This is a genomic window from Bradyrhizobium sp. USDA 4502, from assembly GCF_054063355.1.
Genome location: NZ_JBSSGF010000001.1, coordinates 8,618,034 through 8,632,853 on the forward strand (window position 1 = coordinate 8,618,034; position 14,820 = coordinate 8,632,853).

Sequence of the window (14,820 nt, forward strand, 5' to 3'; positions counted from 1 at the left end):
TCCCTGTAGTGCAAGTTCGCGGATGTAACCTAAATCAACGGTTTTTCAGAACTTCGACGCCCGGCAGCGGCTTGCCTTCCATCCATTCAAGAAACGCGCCGCCCGCGGTCGAGACGTAGGAAAAATCACCGCCGACGCCCGCTTGGTTCAGCGCCGCGACGGTGTCGCCGCCGCCGGCGACCGAAATCAGCTTCCTGGCCTTGGTGCGTTCGGCGGCATGCTTGGCCGACACCACGGTGCCGCGGTCGAACGGCGTCAGCTCGAAGGCGCCGAGCGGTCCGTTCCAGACCAGCGTCGCCGCGTCGTCGATCGCGGCATGGATGCGCGCGATCGATTGCGGACCGACGTCGAGGATCATGCCGTCGGCCGGGATCGCATCGAGGCCATAGGCATGCGACGGCGCGTTGGCGGCAAACTGGTTGGCGACGACAGCGTCGACGGGGAGGATGATCGCGCAATTGGCGGCGTTGGCCTTTTCCATGATCCGCAGCGCGGTCGGGGCAAGATCCTTTTCGGCGAGCGACTTGCCGACGGCGACGCCCTGCGCGTGCAGGAAGGTGTTGGCCATGCCGCCGCCGATCACCAGCGCGTCGACCTTGCTCACGAGGTTTTCCAGGAGGTCGATCTTGGTCGAGACCTTGGCGCCGCCGATGATCGCGATCACCGGCTTGGTCGGCGCTTCCAGCGCCTTGCCGAGCGCGTCGAGCTCGGCCTGCATGGTGCGGCCGGCATAGGCGGGAAGCTTGTGGCCGAGGCCTTCGGTCGAGGCGTGGGCGCGATGCGCGGCGGAGAAGGCGTCGTTGACCCAGATGTCGCCGAGCTTGGCGAGCTCAGCGACGAAGCCGGCGTCGTTCTTCTCTTCCTCCTTATGGAAACGCGTGTTTTCCAGGCAGAGGATGTCGCCGTCCTTGAGGGCCGCGACAGCGGCGGCCGCGGGCTCGCCGATGCAGTCCTCGGCGAAGCCGACCGGGCGCTTGATCACCTTCGACAGCGCGTCGGCGACCGGCTTCAGCGATTCCTTGGGATCGCGTCCCTTGGGGCGGCCGAAATGGGCGAGCAGGATCACCTTGCCGCCCTTGTCGGAAATTTCGCTGATGGTGGGGGCCACGCGCTCGAGCCGGGTGGCATCGGTGACGCGGCCATTTTCCATGGGGACGTTGAGGTCGACGCGCAGCAGCACGCGCTTGCCCTTCACGTTGACGTCGTCGAGGGTGCGGAACGATTTTGTCATGGGGGTGTCGAACTCCTGGGGTCATTCCGGGGCGATGCGTAGCATCGAACCTCAGATGCGCAATTGCGCATCGGGGAATCTCGAGATTCCGGGTCTGGTCCTGCGGACCATCCCGGAATGACGGAGCGGCAAACACGCAGATGCCCGGCGGTGAGCCGGGCATCACGAACAGTCGAACCTAAACCAGCTTGCCGATCGCGACGGCGGTGTCCGCCATACGGTTCGAGAAGCCCCACTCATTGTCGTACCAGGACATCACGCGCACGAAGTTGCCGTTCTGCACCTTGGTCTGGTCCATGTGGAAGGTCGACGAGTGCGGATCGTGGTTGAAGTCGATCGAGACGTTCGGCGCGTTGGTGTAGCCGAGGATGCCCTTGAGCTGCTGCTCGGACGCACGCTTCATCGCCTCGTTGATCTCCTTGACGTCGGTTGCGCGCTTGGCGACGATCTTGAGGTCGATCACGGAAACGTTCGGGGTCGGAACGCGGACCGAGACGCCGTCGAGCTTGCCCTTCAGCTCGGGCAGCACGAGGCCGATCGCCTTCGCGGCACCGGTCGAGGTCGGGATCATCGACATCGCCGCGGCGCGGCCGCGATAGAGATCCTTGTGCAGGGTGTCGAGCGTCGGCTGGTCGCCGGTATAGGCATGGATCGTGGTCATGAAGCCGGTCTCGATGCCGACGGTGTCGTTCAGGACCTTGGCGACCGGCGCGAGGCAGTTGGTGGTGCAGGAGCCGTTCGAGATCACCAGGTGATCCTTGGTCAGCGTGTCGTGGTTGACGCCGTAGACGATGGTGGCGTCAGCACCGTCGGCGGGCGCCGAGACCAGCACGCGCTTGGCGCCGGCGGTGAGGTGCGCGGAGGCCTTGTCCTTCGCGGTGAAGATGCCGGTGCATTCCAGCGCGACGTCGACGCCGAGCGCCTTCCACGGCAGCTTGGAGGGATCGCGCTCGGCCGAAACCTTGATCTTGTTGTCGCCGAGGCTGATCGTGTCGCCGTCGACCGTGACGGTGCCGGGGAAGCGGCCGTGCACGGAATCGAAGCGCAGCAGGTGTGCGTTGGTCTCGACCGGGCCGAGGTCGTTGATGCCGACCACCTCGATGTCCTTGCGGCCGGACTCGGCGATGGCGCGCAGAATGTTGCGGCCGATACGCCCAAACCCGTTGATCGCGACGCGGATTGCCATGCTCGTCTCCTCTAATGCTGTTGTCAGCCCCGCGGGAGCGCTCCCACGAGGTTTTTACGGCGGAACGCCCGGTTCGGCCGGGCGCGTACGGAAAAGATGGAGCTTAGGTAATCCTTTTTTGCGACAAGCTCAACCTTGGCCGACGGGTGTCAGGCCAGCGTCAGACGCGCTTCGTGGCAGCGTTAACGACGGCTTCAGCAGTAATGCCGAAATGCCGGAAAAGGTCCTTCGCCGGAGCGCTGGCGCCGAATCCGTGCATGCCGATGAATTCGCCGTCATGGCCGATCACGGCATCCCAGCCCCAGCGTACCGCAGCCTCGATCGCGATCTTGACCGGGGCGTTGCCGATAATGGCATTTTGCCGCTCGGCGGGCTGTGCCAGCAGCAATTCCAGCGACGGGACCGAGACCACCCGCGTCGCGATGCCGCGTCCGGCGAGCTGCTTCTGCGCCTCGACCGCGATCTGGACCTCGGAACCCGACGCGAACAATGACACTTTTGCGTCACCCTGCGCCGCGACCAGCTCATAGGCGCCGTGGCTGCACGGGTTGTCGTTCGGCGCCGTGGTGCGGAGCTGCGGCAGGTTCTGGCGGGTCAGCGCCAGCACCGTCGGTCCGTCGACGCGGTTGAGCGCCAGTTCCCAGCACTCGGCGGTCTCGACCGCGTCACAGGGACGGAACACGCGCATGTTGGGCATCGCGCGGAGCGCGGAGAGATGCTCGACCGGCTGGTGCGTCGGGCCGTCCTCGCCGAGGCCGATCGAGTCATGGGTCATGACATAGACGACGCCGGTGCCCATCAGCGCCGACAGCCGCATCGCGCCGCGCGCGTAGTCGGTGAACACCAGGAAGGTGGCGCCGTTCGGCGCGAAGCCGCCGTGCAGGAAGATGCCGTTGAGGCACGCCGCCATGCCGTGCTCGCGGACGCCGTAATGGATGAAGCGGCCCTTCGGCGTCTTGGCACCGAACGCCGTCGCCGACTTCGCCTTGTTGTTGTTGGAGCCGGTGAGGTCGGCGGAGCCGGCGACGAATTCCATCGGCATCGCAGCCGCAATCACCTCGATCGCTGCTTCCGACGATTTGCGGGTCGCGACGTTGAGCGGATTTTCAAGGAGCCCCTTCTTGAAAGCGCGCAGCCCCTTGGCGAGCGACTGCGGCCGCTCGTGGCGAATGCGGCGTTCGAACTCGGCGCGCTTGCGGCTGCCGAGCTGCGCGAACTGCTCGTCCCACGCCTTGTGCTCGGCGGCGCCGCGGGCGCCTGCCTCGCGCCAGGCCTTCAGCACATCGTCGGGCACCGAGAACGGCTCGAGCGAGATGCCGAGCTTCTCCTTGGCCGCCTTGAGCTCGTCGGCGCCGAGCGCCTCGCCATGCGCCTTGGCGGTGCCGGCCTTGTGCGGCGCGCCGTACCCGATCGTGGTCTTGCAGGCGATCATCGAGGGCTTGTTGGATTTCTGCGCGCGGGTGATTGCAGCGGCGATCGCCTGCGGATCGTGGCCGTCGATCAATTCGGCGGCCCAGCCTGCGGACTTGAAGCGCTTCACCTGATCGACGGAATCGGAGATCGAGGTCGGGCCGTCGATCGAGATGCCGTTGTCGTCGTACAGCACGATCATCTTGTTGAGCCGCCAGACACCGGCGAGCGCGATCGCTTCCTGCGAGATGCCCTCCATCAGGTCGCCGTCGGAGGCGAGCACATAGGTGTGGTGGTTGACGATCTTCTTGCCGAACTCGGCGGCCAGCATCTTCTCGGCGAGCGCCATGCCGACCGCGGTCGCGATGCCCTGGCCGAGCGGACCGGTGGTGGTCTCGATGCCCCTGGTGTGGAAGTTCTCCGGGTGTCCCGGTGTCAGCGATCCGAGCTGGCGGAAATGCTTGAGCTGGTCGAGCGTCATGTCCTTGTTGCCGGTGAGGTACAGCAACGAATAGAGCAGCATCGAGCCATGGCCGGCCGAGAGCACGAAGCGGTCGCGATCGGGCCACGCCGTGTCGGCCGCATCGAATTTCAGGAATTTTGTGAACAGGACGGTCGCGACGTCGGCGGCGCCCATCGGCAGGCCGGGATGGCCGGAATTAGCCTTCTCGACGGCGTCCATGGCAAGGCCACGGATCGCATTGGCCATACGGGTGTGATCGACCTGCGTCATGATGAAAAGTCCGCCTAAAATGAGGAGCTGATTGCGGGACGGATCGGGGCGGGCAGCCGCGATACGCGCGTGGATGGCCTTACGGGTTGGGGGTGGATTAGCACCTCAATTCCGCAAGTCCAAGGCGATGAAACGCCTCAAAACGGGGAAAAGTTGCCCGAAATCGCCCTATTTCATTCAACGGTGCATAGTTCTGCGCCGCCGTTGCGCTTCCCTCGCTTGCCACGTAAATTTCGTCCCGTAAACGCTTGCCGAACCGCCAGTTTTGCCGTGCGGCAGGCCTGTCTTCCGCAGGCTACCAAGCCAACCGACTTGAAGGGTCCACGCCGCGTGTCATGAGTGATCGTCTCGCCAACGGGTCTGGCAATACCGAGGCACCGCTTGCCGATATCGATGCTGCGACCAAGCGGCTGATGGCAGCGCTTGATGCGCTGGAGAGTTCGGTGGAGCGGCGCCGCGAGGCCGACCGCGACGAGAACGAATTGGCGAGCCGCATCCAGGCGCTCGGCGCCGATCGCTCCAGGCTTGCCGACGAGCTCGACGGATCGCTGGTGAAGACGCGCAAGCTCGAGCGCGCCAATCGCGAGATCGCGGAAAAACTCGACGCGGCAATCGGCAGCATTCGCGCCGTGCTCGACGGCGGAGACCCTAGATGAGCCACATCAACGTCACCATCAATGGCCGGCAATACCGGATGGCCTGCGAGGAGGGCCAGGAGGTGCGGCTCCTGAAGCTCGCGGAAAATCTCCAGCAACGCGTGGAATCGCTGCGCGGCAAGTTCGGCGAAATCGGCGATGCGCGGCTGACAGTGATGGCGGCGCTCACCGCCTGCGACGAACTGGTCGACGCCAGCGCACGCATCCGCAGCCTCGAGGAAGAGGTCGAGCAACTGCGCAATGCGCGCGTTGCCGCCATCGACCGCGCCCGCGCGACCCAGACCGCGGTCTCCAACGCGCTCAACGCCGCCGCGGAGCGGATCGAGCGCACCACGCAGGTGCTCAACCGCACCATCGGCGGCGGCATCGCGATCGGGTGATCTATATTTTCCGGCATCGGGTGAATCTTATCCTCCCCTGGAGGGGGAGGATCGACGCTCATGAAATGAGCGGCGAGGTGGGGTGACGGTCTTTCCACACGCGCAGTGCCCGCGTTGAGAGATCACCCCACCCCGGTTCGCATTCCGCTACGCTTCATGCGTACCGACCCTCCCCCTCCAGGGGAGGGTGGAGAGAAGTGCATGGGTCTCGGCTGCGTCTTCCTTACCGCTGGCGGATTGGGGCAACGATGGCTAGATTAGCCCCCGCGAAGCTGCGTCGTGCGTCAGGAGCCATATATCCCCGGGGCCTTATCGATCCTTTAGGGAACTGTCCCTGGCCGGGTCCGTGGACCCGGACATATGGTGCCCACCTACTTTCGTAGGGAACTCCGGGATCGAGCGCTCCAACGGCCTCTGCGGCTTCGCACTTATTTTTGCTGTTGCCTTGTCGTCGCGCTGCGGCGGTTGAATTGTCTAGCAGTGTTGTGCCCCGCGATACGGGGCGTCCAGCGCGCCGCGGCCTGGCCTTAACGAAAGCTAGCGTCTCTGGAATGATGGATCGTCCGTTGTCGCGGACGACGACAGCGGAAGATGGATCATGCACGCATCTCCATCGAAGGCCGAGCTCCGGGCACTTGCTCTCGCCAAGCGCGATGCGCTGAGCGACGAGCAGCGCGCGACGGCTGCCGAAGCGCTCGCCAAGCGCGGCGCGCCGTTCGAGATCGCGCAGGGCATGATCGTCTCGGGCTATGCGCCGATCCGCAGCGAGCTCGATCCGGCGCCGTTGATGAAGAAGCTTGCCGACAAGGGCGCGCGGCTCGCGCTGCCCTGCATCAACGCGCGCGGCCAGTCGCTGACCTTCCGCAGCTGGTCGCCGCAGGACCGGCTGATGCTCGGGCCGCTCGGCATTCCCGAGCCGTCGCCGGCCGCCGCCGAGGTGCATCCGGACGTGATGCTGGTGCCGCTCGCGGCATTCGACAAGCTCGGTCACCGTATCGGCTACGGCGCCGGCTATTACGACTATACCTTCGCGCATCTGCGCAAGGCCAAGCATGTGATCGGGGTCGGACTTGCCTTTGCTGCACAGGAAACCAAGGCGATTCCGGCGCTGTCGCACGACGTCCCGCTCGATTTTGTGCTAACGGAGCGCAAGACGTTCGATTTCCGGAGTAGCTAACCTTGCGAATTCTCTTCGTTGGTGACGTCGTCGGCAGGACCGGCCGCACCGCCATCGCCGACCACCTTCCCGGCATGATCAGGGACTGGTCGCTCGATCTCGTGGTCGTCAATGGCGAGAATTCCGCCGGCGGCTTCGGCATCACCGAGGCGATCTATCAGGAGCTGCTCGACGCCGGCGCCGATGCGATCACGCTCGGCAACCACGCCTGGAATCAGAAGGAGGCGCTGGTCTTCATCGAGCGCGCGCCGCGCCTGATCCGCCCGCTGAATTTTCCGCGCCATTCGCCCGGCCGCGGCGCCACGCTGGTCGATACCAAGAGCGGCAAGCGCGCGCTGGTCCTCAACGCGATCGGCCGCGTCTTCATGGAGCCGTCCTCGAACGATCCGTTCAGCGCCATCGAGCGCGAGCTCGAGGCCTGCCCGCTGCGCGAGGGCTGTGACGCCATCGTGCTCGATTTCCATGCCGAGGCGACCAGCGAGAAGCAGGGCATCGGCTTCTTCTGCGACGGCCGCGTCAGCCTCGTGGTCGGCACCCATACCCATGTGCCGACCGCTGATCATCAGGTGCTGCCGGGCGGCACCGCCTATATGAGCGATGCCGGCATGACCGGCGACTATGACTCGGTGATCGGCATGCAGAAGGAGGAGCCGCTGCAGCGCTTCCTCACCGGCATTCCCTCCGGTCGTTTCGAGCCGGCGGGCGGTGTGGCAACACTGAGCGGCATCGCGGTCGAGACCGACGATGCGACCGGGCTCGCGGTGAAGGTCGCGCCGGTGCGCGCCGGCGGGCGGCTCGAGCCCGCGGTGCCGGGGTTTTGGGTGAAGTGAGGTTGCCGTAGCCCGGATGCAGCGAAGCGAAATCCGGGAATCTCTCCGCGGTGGCATTGATCCCGGATCACGCTTCGCTCCATCCGGGCTACGGAGCTGCCGTCAACCCTGCCTAAAGCCCATCCGGAATGCGCCCCAGCGGCGGCCGTTTACGACGATCGGCGATGACAGGTCCTTCATCAGCACGAAATTGCCGCCGCCCATGTCGCGGCGATAGGTCTGCAGCAGGAACGGTTTTGTGTTGGCCGCGACCTTGCTCACCGCGCGGTCGTTGAAAAGGCGGCGGTTGCGGCAATTGGCGTTGTTCCAGACCGGGTCCGGCCCCTGCGGCTGCCGGTAGTTCGGATTGTGGGTCGGCAGATAGCCGCTGCGCGCCCAGGCGACGCAGAACACGATGCGCGGATCGCTCTTCTGGATCGGATCCTGGATCGCGGGCAGCACGCGGTCGGTAAACGCGACGTAGTCGGTCAGGTACTGCTTCGGATTGGTGCCGGCGATCTCGCGATAATTCTCGTCCATCAATTGCGCGAGCGTGACCTCGCCGCGCGCGACGGCATTCTCGAACAGCTCCGAGATCTGCCTTGCGGTGTCGATCACGACACGGATCAGCGGCGTGTCACTGGTCTCCACGCCGCTGTCGGCGATGGTCACGATCAGGCTCTCGGAGAGCTCGAGCAGTTTCGCGACGCGGCTGTCGGCGTGCTTGAGGTCGCGCGAGGAGAGGTCGACGCCCTTGGCCAGCTCGTTCAGCTCCGCGATCACGCTGTCGCAATGGCCGAGATTGGAGGTCGCGGCGCGCGCCACGCTGCCGATCTCGGCGCCGACGGATGAGAAGCCTTCCTGCACGCGCATGATGATGCCCGAAATCTGCTGGGCGCCTTCGCCGGCGCTCTTGGCGCGCAACGAGGCATCGCTGCTCTCGCCGATCAGGCTGCCGATCTGGCCGTCGAGATCGCGCACGGTGTCGGAAATCTGATGCGTCGCCTGGCGGGTCGCTTCCGCAAGGTTCTTGACTTCGCTCGCGACCACGGCAAAGCCGCGGCCGGCATCGCCGGCGCGCGCCGCCTCGATGGTGGCGTTGAGCGCCAGCAGATTGGTCTGCTTGGCGATCGCCTCGATCGAACCGGAAACCTTGGCGACCTGGCTCAGCGCGGAGCCGACCGCGGCGAGCCGCGCCTCGATCCGTCCGACCGCCGCGACGAGCTCCGCGATATGGCTGACCGCCGTCTCGACCACATGGCGCGACTCCGCGATCTGGCCGACCGCGGCGGATGCGGTCGTTTGCACCGCCTGTGATGCGTTGGCGATGTCGTGATTGGCGGCGACCATCGTCTCGGCCGTCGTCTGCAAATGATGGAAGCGCTCGGACTGGCTGCTGACGCGGTTCGCGACTTCCTGGACGTTGCCGGCGATGTCGGCGAGTTCGACCCCGAGGCCGCCGATGTGGTCGGCGAGCTGGTCCACCAGCCGCTCGGCCAGCGTTCGGTCCGATGACGTATCCAGAACTGCAAGCTGCGCGGCCGACATGTCGACGCTTCCTCCGTTACAGCGGCCTGTCGGCCGCCGCAGCATTCCCCATTCCAACCCTAAAGCGTGATTCGCGCTGCCGGTCTTGCCTGAGCGCGCACCGTGTAGCCCGGATGCAGCGCAGCGAAATCCGGGACTCCTGCCCGTGGAAACATGCATCCCGGATTACGCTTCGCTGCATCCGGGCTACGAAGCGTTCAAAGCTTGTAGGCGGTGCGGAACCCGCCCCAGTGCCGGCCGCGCACGCGGATCGGTACGTCGATCTCGCGCATCATCACCGTGTTGCCGCCTCCCATGTCGCGCGCATAGGTCTGGATCAGATAGGCGCGCTGGTTGCGGCCGGCGGCGAGGCCCGCGGCGTCGTTGAAGATGCGGCGGTTGCGGCTGTTGGCGGTGTTGTATGCCACGTCGCCCGGCCGCTGCGGCTGCGAGTAGAGCTTGTTGTGGACGGGCAGATAGCCGTTCTGGTCGATCATCACGCAGAATGCCATTCGCTTGTCCCTGGCGAGGAATGCGTCCTGGAACGCCGGCAGCGTGCGCTCCGCCCAGTCCAGCATTTTGGTGCGGTACTGCACCGGGTTGGTGCCTGCGATCTCGACATAGTCGGTGTCGAACATGTCGGCGATTGTAATCGCGCCGCTCGCCAGCCCGTTCTCGAACATCTTGCTCAGCGTGCTGCCGGCTTCGATCGCGCGGGTGACGAGCTCGGCGTTCTCCTCGTGGATCGCCCACATCCGGTCTTCGATTTTTTCGCGCAGCTCGGCCGTTGCCGCCTCGAAGCGGGCCTGGCTGCCTGCCTTGGAGCGCTCGCCGATCCGGATCCGGCACGCGCCGATCTCCGGCAATGTCGCGTTCAGGGTCTCTTGCGCCGGCAGCTTCTCGGCATCGGCGCCGCCGATCAAAATGCCGTCCATCGCGATCTCGTAGACCGGTGCGGTGACGATGCCGCGCGTGGTCGTGATCTCGATCTTGAGGCTGCAAGGCAGGCGCTCGTTCTTGCGCGGATCGCCGCGCTCGTCCTGGCGCAGCAGCACCGCGCAGCGCGCTTTCAGCTTCTGCGCGAACGCAGTCACCGCCTTGCCGGCCTTGGCGACATTGTCGCCATGCGCGGCGGCTTCGCGCGTTGCCGAGTCGATCTCGCCGGCGCTGGTGCCGACCGAGACGATGAAGTGCGAGGCGGAGGCGGCGTTCTGCCCCATCTCGCCGGTGATTTCATTCTGCTCGGCGACCGCGCCGTTGACGTTCTCGAACACCGGGCGGATCTTTTCGATCGCCTGGGAGATGCGGTGCACCGCGTCGGCCGATCCGGTGGCGTCCTTCTGCAATGCCTCGATCTTGCGGGTGATCTCCTCGGTCGCGCTCTGGGTCTGCACCGCCAGCGCCTTGACCTCGGTTGCGACCACCGCAAAGCCCTTGCCGGCGGCACCGGCGCGCGCCGCCTCGATCGTCGAGTTCAGTGCAAGCAGCGTGGTCTGCCGCGCGATCTGCGCGATCAGATTGACGACGTTGCCGATCGCGGCTGAGGATTCGCGCAGGCGATCGACATTGGCGGTGGCCTCGCGCGCCGCGGCCGCGGCGTCGTCAGCGAGCTGGCTCGCACTGCGCACCTGCGCCCCGATGCCCTCGGCGGAGTGGGTGAAGCGGTCGGCGGCTTGCGAGAACGTCGTCGCGGTGCTCTGCGCATCGCTGCTGCGGCCGGTCAGCGCGTCGGTGCGGGTGCGGATGGTGGCGAGCTTGGCTGCCGTCGCCTCGGCGCCGTCGGCGACCGAGCTCGCGGCGCGTTCGAGCTGGCGGATCATCGCGCCGAGCTCGAGTTCCAGCAATTCCAGGATCTCCTTGGAGGAATCCTTGGATGAATCCTTGGCCGAATCAGTCTCGGCCGAGACCTCAGGGGTTGCGGCCGCGGTTGGAACCTGCGGCGCGACGGCCGGCGCAGCCGGCTCCGGCACTTGCTTTCGAAACAAACCGAACGCCATGTGGGCTCTTTGGGGCTGTGGAAAGTTGCGGCGGGACGGGGCGATCCTCGCATCCGGGCATGAAGTCATGGTTAACAAGTGCCTCATATTCCGGCTTGCGGTAGTATTCCTCCGCCGGAGGGCCCCGGCGATCCTTTGATTTTGACCGTGAGGGGCCTATAAGGCCGCGTTTTCCATTCCTGTTCAGACCCTAAGCTCCGAAGAGACGTCGCATGGCCGGCCATTCCCAATTCAAGAACATCATGCACCGCAAGGGCCGGCAGGATGCCCAGAAGTCGAAGCTTTTCGGCAAGCTGGCCCGCGAAATCACCGTGGCGGCCAAGCTCGGCACCCCGGACCCGGCGATGAATCCGCGGTTGCGCGCCGCCGTGGTCGCGGCCCGCGCCGAGAACATGCCCAAGGACAATATCGACCGTGCCATCAAGAAGGCCGCGGGCAATGAGGGCGAGAACTATGACGAGATCCGCTACGAGGGTTATGGCCCCGGCGGCGTCGCCGTCATCGTCGAGGCGCTGACCGACAACCGCAACCGCGCCGCTTCCGATATCCGCTCCTTCTTCACCAAGTCGGGCGGCAATCTCGGCGAAACCGGCTCGGTCGCCTTCATGTTCGACCGCACCGGCATCATCGAATACGACGCCAAGGTCGCCTCCGACGACGCCATGCTGGACGCCGCGATCGAGGCCGGCGCCGACGACGTGGTCTCCAGCGAAGGCGGCCACGAGGTCTACGCCTCGCAGGACACTTTCCGCGAAGTCGCAAAAGCGCTGGAAGCGAAGTTCGGCGAGCCGCGCAAGGCGGCGCTGACCTGGAAGCCGCAGAACACCGTTTCGGTCGACGACGAGACCGGCGAAAAACTGTTGAAGCTGATGGACCTGCTCAACGAGCACGACGACGTCCAGAACGTGTTCGCCAATTTCGAGGTGTCCGACGCGCTGATCGCGAAGATGGGCGGGTAAGAGCGTCGTCCGCCCCCAACACACCACTGTCATCGCCCGCGAAGGCGGGCGACCCAGCATTCCAGAGACCTGCGTTTGATTCGAGAAGCCGCGGCGTACGTCATCCCCGCTCCCGTGCGCAATTGCGCACTAGGCGGGGATGACGAGCGGGCCGAGTACAACGACACGCGGAGCAGGGGATGGCGCTCCGTTTGTGTTTCGTTCTCCCGGCGCAGGCGGTATCACTACCCCATGACATCCCAGCCGATTCGCTCCCCCGTCCGCATCATCGGTATCGATCCGGGTCTCCGCCGCACCGGCTGGGGGGTGATCGAGACCGAAGGCAACCGTCTCGTCTATATCGCCTGCGGTTCGGTCGAACCGCCGGACGATCTGCCGCTGGCGAGCCGGCTGCTCGCGATCCATGAGGGGCTGGCCGCCGTGCTCGCCGATTACAAGCCTGCGGAGGCGGCGGTCGAGCAGACCTTCGTCAACAAGGACGGCGTGGCCACGCTGAAGCTCGGCCAGGCGCGCGGCGTCGCCATGCTGGCGCCAGCAATGTTCGGTATCTCGGTCGCCGAATACGCGCCCAACCAGGTCAAGAAGACCGTGGTCGGCGCCGGACATGCCGAGAAGAACCAGATCCAGGTGATGCTGAAGATCCTGCTGCCGAAAGCCGAGCCGCCGTCCGCCGACGCCGCGGACGCGCTCGCGGTCGCGATCACCCACGCCCACCACCGCCAGAGCATCGCGCTGCGGCTCAGGGTGGCGAACCTATGATCGGCAAGCTGAAGGGTCTGATCGATTCCTATGGCGAGGATTACGTGATCCTCGACGTCGGCGGCGTCGGTTATCAGGTGCATTGTGCGAGCCGCACGTTGCAGGCGTTGCCGTCGCCGGGCGGCGCCGCCGTGCTCTCGATCGAGACCTACGTCCGCGAGGACCAGATCAAACTGTTCGGCTTCCGCAGCGATCACGAGCGCGAATGGTTTCGCCTGCTGCAGACCGTGCAGGGGGTCGGCGCCAAGGTCGCGCTCGCGGTGCTCGGCACGCTGCCGCCGACCGATCTCGCCAACGCCATCGCGCTGCGCGACAAGGCGGCGGTGGCGCGGACGCCGGGTGTCGGGCCGAAGGTCGCCGAGCGCATCGTCAGCGAATTGAAGGACAAGGCGCCGGGCTTTGCCGATGTCGATCCCGCGGTGGTGCAACTGTCTGGCGCGATCGACAACAACCGCGCGCCGCGTCCGGTCACCGACGCGATTTCGGCGCTGGTCAATCTCGGCTACGGCCAGCCGCAGGCCGCCGCCGCCATCGCCGCCGCCTCGCGCAGCGCCGGTGAGAGCGCCGAGACCGCGCAGCTGATCCGGCTGGGCTTGAAGGAACTGTCGAAGTGATCCGTGGATTGGAGCGCCTCTGTTCTTCACCTCGCCCCGCTTGCGGGGAGAGGTCGGATCGCATCGCAGATGCGATCCGGGTGAGGGGGTACAGGTCTCGACACACATTGCGCTCGCGGAAGGAGCCCCTCACCCCAACCCTCTCCCCGCAAGAGCGGGGAGAGGGAGAACAATCTCGTGTTAGTCTCGCATCATGAATACGCCCTCGCGCATGGTCTCGCCTGAACGCCGCTCCGACGATGTCGGTGACACCGCGCTGCGGCCGCAGTCGCTGACCGAGTTCGTCGGTCAGGCCCAGGCGCGCAAGAATCTCTCGATCTTCATCGAGGCTGCGAAGAAACGCGGCGAGGCGCTCGATCATGTGCTGTTCGTCGGTCCCCCCGGCCTCGGCAAGACCACGCTGGCGCAGATCGTCGCGCGTGAGCTCGGCGTCGGCTTTCGTGCGACCTCCGGCCCTGTCATTGCGAAGGCCGGCGATCTCGCAGCGCTGCTGACCAATCTCGAAGAGCGCGACGTGCTGTTCATCGACGAGATCCATCGCCTCAGCCCGGCGGTCGAGGAAGTGCTCTATCCCGCGATGGAGGATTTTCAGCTCGACCTGATCATCGGCGAAGGTCCCGCGGCGCGTTCTGTGAAAATCGAATTGTCGAAATTCACCCTGGTCGGCGCGACGACGCGTGCGGGGCTGCTCACCAATCCCTTGCGCGACCGCTTCGGCATTCCGATCCGGCTCAATTTCTACACCGAGGAAGAGCTCGAGAAGATCGTCACCCGCGGCGCCCGCGTGCTCAATATCGGCATGAGTCCTGATGGCGCAAATGAGATCGCGCGCCGCGCCCGCGGCACGCCGCGCATCGCCGGCCGCCTGCTGCGCCGGGTGCGCGACTTTGCCTCCGCCGCCGATGCCGATTCCGTCGACCGCGGCATCGCTGACCGGGCGTTGAGCGCGCTCGAGGTGGACAGCGTCGGGTTAGACGCGATGGACCGGCGCTATCTCACCACCATCGCGTTGAACTATGGCGGCGGGCCGGTCGGCGTCGAGACCATGGCGGCGGCGCTGTCGGAGCCGCGCGATGCGATCGAGGACATCATCGAGCCCTATCTGATCCAGTGCGGCTATCTGCAGCGTACTCCGCGTGGCCGGCTCCTGACCTCGCATGCTTTCCGTCATCTCGGTCTCGCCGAGCCGAACCGCGATCCCTCGCAATTCGGCCTGTTCGGCGGCAATGGCGACGAGGACTGACGCATGATCCGGAAGAGCGCGAAGCGGTTCTTCATGCTGAAGCAAAAGCCCTCCGCTCCCAAAGACGTGAATGACGTGTTGATGCAGCGCGTCGCGCTTGCCGGTAACCTTGCCTACTAACCATTGCGGCATCCCTGCA

The 14,820-nt window shown here is 65.7% G+C and carries 13 protein-coding genes and 1 other RNA gene; 9 read left to right on the forward strand and 5 right to left on the reverse strand.

All coding sequences use genetic code 11. The features are described from left to right. Positions 1–34: 34 nt before the first annotated feature. The 3 genes from ACVW1B_RS40190 to tkt form a co-directional block, all read right to left on the reverse strand. Positions 35–1,231 (reverse strand): phosphoglycerate kinase, encoded by a 1,197-nt coding sequence (locus ACVW1B_RS40190; protein ID WP_456777787.1) that lies wholly within the window; start codon positions 1,229–1,231, stop codon positions 35–37. 178 nt (positions 1,232–1,409) lie between these two features. Then, positions 1,410–2,417, reverse strand: a complete 1,008-nt coding sequence (gene gap, locus ACVW1B_RS40195) for a type I glyceraldehyde-3-phosphate dehydrogenase (RefSeq protein WP_016842563.1) — start codon at positions 2,415–2,417, stop codon at positions 1,410–1,412. Between the two features lie 160 nt (positions 2,418–2,577). After that, the gene (gene tkt, locus ACVW1B_RS40200) at positions 2,578–4,560 is read right to left on the reverse strand and encodes a transketolase (RefSeq protein WP_456822908.1); all 1,983 of its coding nucleotides are present in this window, start codon (positions 4,558–4,560) and stop codon (positions 2,578–2,580) included. A gap of 335 nt (positions 4,561–4,895) precedes the next feature. Here tkt and ACVW1B_RS40205 point away from each other — a divergent pair, with 335 nt between their 5' ends. The 5 genes from ACVW1B_RS40205 (at position 4,896) to ACVW1B_RS40225 (ending at position 7,603) form a co-directional block, all read left to right on the forward strand. After that, positions 4,896–5,216, forward strand: a complete 321-nt coding sequence (locus ACVW1B_RS40205; protein ID WP_456777785.1) for a DUF4164 domain-containing protein — start codon at positions 4,896–4,898, stop codon at positions 5,214–5,216. After that, the gene (locus ACVW1B_RS40210; RefSeq protein WP_028332812.1) at positions 5,213–5,596 is read left to right on the forward strand and encodes a cell division protein ZapA; all 384 of its coding nucleotides are present in this window, start codon (positions 5,213–5,215) and stop codon (positions 5,594–5,596) included. The genes ACVW1B_RS40205 and ACVW1B_RS40210 overlap by 4 nt, the downstream gene beginning before the upstream one ends. Positions 5,597–5,862: 266 nt before the next feature. After that, positions 5,863–6,023: non-coding RNA, 6S RNA (ssrS, locus tag ACVW1B_RS40215), on the forward strand. Between the two features lie 171 nt (positions 6,024–6,194). Then, on the forward strand, positions 6,195–6,773 hold the full coding sequence (locus ACVW1B_RS40220) for a 5-formyltetrahydrofolate cyclo-ligase (RefSeq protein ID WP_137476855.1): 579 nt from the start codon (positions 6,195–6,197) through the stop codon (positions 6,771–6,773). A gap of 2 nt (positions 6,774–6,775) precedes the next feature. Then, positions 6,776–7,603 (forward strand): TIGR00282 family metallophosphoesterase, encoded by an 828-nt coding sequence (locus ACVW1B_RS40225; protein WP_092087611.1) that lies wholly within the window; start codon positions 6,776–6,778, stop codon positions 7,601–7,603. A 102-nt stretch (positions 7,604–7,705) separates the two neighbouring features. Here the strand turns inward: ACVW1B_RS40225 and ACVW1B_RS40230 are convergent, their stop codons facing one another. Together ACVW1B_RS40230 and ACVW1B_RS40235 are read right to left on the reverse strand one after the other, a co-directional pair. Continuing rightward, entirely contained in the window at positions 7,706–9,130 is a 1,425-nt protein-coding gene (locus ACVW1B_RS40230) for a methyl-accepting chemotaxis protein (RefSeq protein ID WP_456822909.1), read from the reverse strand. Positions 9,131–9,327: 197 nt separating this feature from the next. After that, positions 9,328–11,106 carry a methyl-accepting chemotaxis protein gene (locus ACVW1B_RS40235; protein ID WP_456777783.1) on the reverse strand — a complete coding sequence of 593 codons (1,779 nt, stop codon included), beginning with the start codon at positions 11,104–11,106 and terminating at the stop codon, positions 9,328–9,330. A 212-nt stretch (positions 11,107–11,318) separates the two neighbouring features. Here ACVW1B_RS40235 and ACVW1B_RS40240 point away from each other — a divergent pair, with 212 nt between their 5' ends. The 4 genes from ACVW1B_RS40240 (at position 11,319) to ruvB (ending at position 14,681) form a co-directional block, all read left to right on the forward strand. Beyond that, positions 11,319–12,065 carry a YebC/PmpR family DNA-binding transcriptional regulator gene (locus ACVW1B_RS40240; protein ID WP_028332817.1) on the forward strand — a complete coding sequence of 249 codons (747 nt, stop codon included), beginning with the start codon at positions 11,319–11,321 and terminating at the stop codon, positions 12,063–12,065. 231 nt (positions 12,066–12,296) lie between these two features. Beyond that, entirely contained in the window at positions 12,297–12,824 is a 528-nt protein-coding gene (gene ruvC / locus ACVW1B_RS40245; protein ID WP_456777782.1) for a crossover junction endodeoxyribonuclease RuvC, read from the forward strand. Further along, positions 12,821–13,438 (forward strand): Holliday junction branch migration protein RuvA, encoded by a 618-nt coding sequence (gene ruvA / locus ACVW1B_RS40250; RefSeq protein WP_456777781.1) that lies wholly within the window; start codon positions 12,821–12,823, stop codon positions 13,436–13,438. Before ruvC ends, ruvA begins: the two co-directional genes overlap by 4 nt. 193 nt (positions 13,439–13,631) lie before the next feature. After that, positions 13,632–14,681 carry a Holliday junction branch migration DNA helicase RuvB gene (gene ruvB / locus ACVW1B_RS40255; RefSeq protein ID WP_253604533.1) on the forward strand — a complete coding sequence of 350 codons (1,050 nt, stop codon included), beginning with the start codon at positions 13,632–13,634 and terminating at the stop codon, positions 14,679–14,681. Positions 14,682–14,820: the final 139 nt, after the last annotated feature.

Coding starts and splice junctions, on each gene's coding strand:
- ACVW1B_RS40220 (WP_137476855.1), top strand. CDS start 6,195: ATGCACGCATCTCCATCGAAGGCCGAGCTCCGGGCACTTGCTCTCGCC.
- ACVW1B_RS40210 (WP_028332812.1), top strand. CDS start 5,213: ATGAGCCACATCAACGTCACCATCAATGGCCGGCAATACCGGATGGCC.
- ACVW1B_RS40190 (WP_456777787.1), bottom strand. CDS start 1,231: ATGACAAAATCGTTCCGCACCCTCGACGACGTCAACGTGAAGGGCAAG.
- ACVW1B_RS40230 (WP_456822909.1), bottom strand. CDS start 9,130: ATGTCGGCCGCGCAGCTTGCAGTTCTGGATACGTCATCGGACCGAACG.
- ruvB (WP_253604533.1), top strand. CDS start 13,632: ATGAATACGCCCTCGCGCATGGTCTCGCCTGAACGCCGCTCCGACGAT.
- tkt (WP_456822908.1), bottom strand. CDS start 4,560: ATGACGCAGGTCGATCACACCCGTATGGCCAATGCGATCCGTGGCCTT.
- gap (WP_016842563.1), bottom strand. CDS start 2,417: ATGGCAATCCGCGTCGCGATCAACGGGTTTGGGCGTATCGGCCGCAAC.
- ACVW1B_RS40205 (WP_456777785.1), top strand. CDS start 4,896: ATGAGTGATCGTCTCGCCAACGGGTCTGGCAATACCGAGGCACCGCTT.
- ACVW1B_RS40235 (WP_456777783.1), bottom strand. CDS start 11,106: ATGGCGTTCGGTTTGTTTCGAAAGCAAGTGCCGGAGCCGGCTGCGCCG.
- ACVW1B_RS40240 (WP_028332817.1), top strand. CDS start 11,319: ATGGCCGGCCATTCCCAATTCAAGAACATCATGCACCGCAAGGGCCGG.
- ruvA (WP_456777781.1), top strand. CDS start 12,821: ATGATCGGCAAGCTGAAGGGTCTGATCGATTCCTATGGCGAGGATTAC.
- ruvC (WP_456777782.1), top strand. CDS start 12,297: ATGACATCCCAGCCGATTCGCTCCCCCGTCCGCATCATCGGTATCGAT.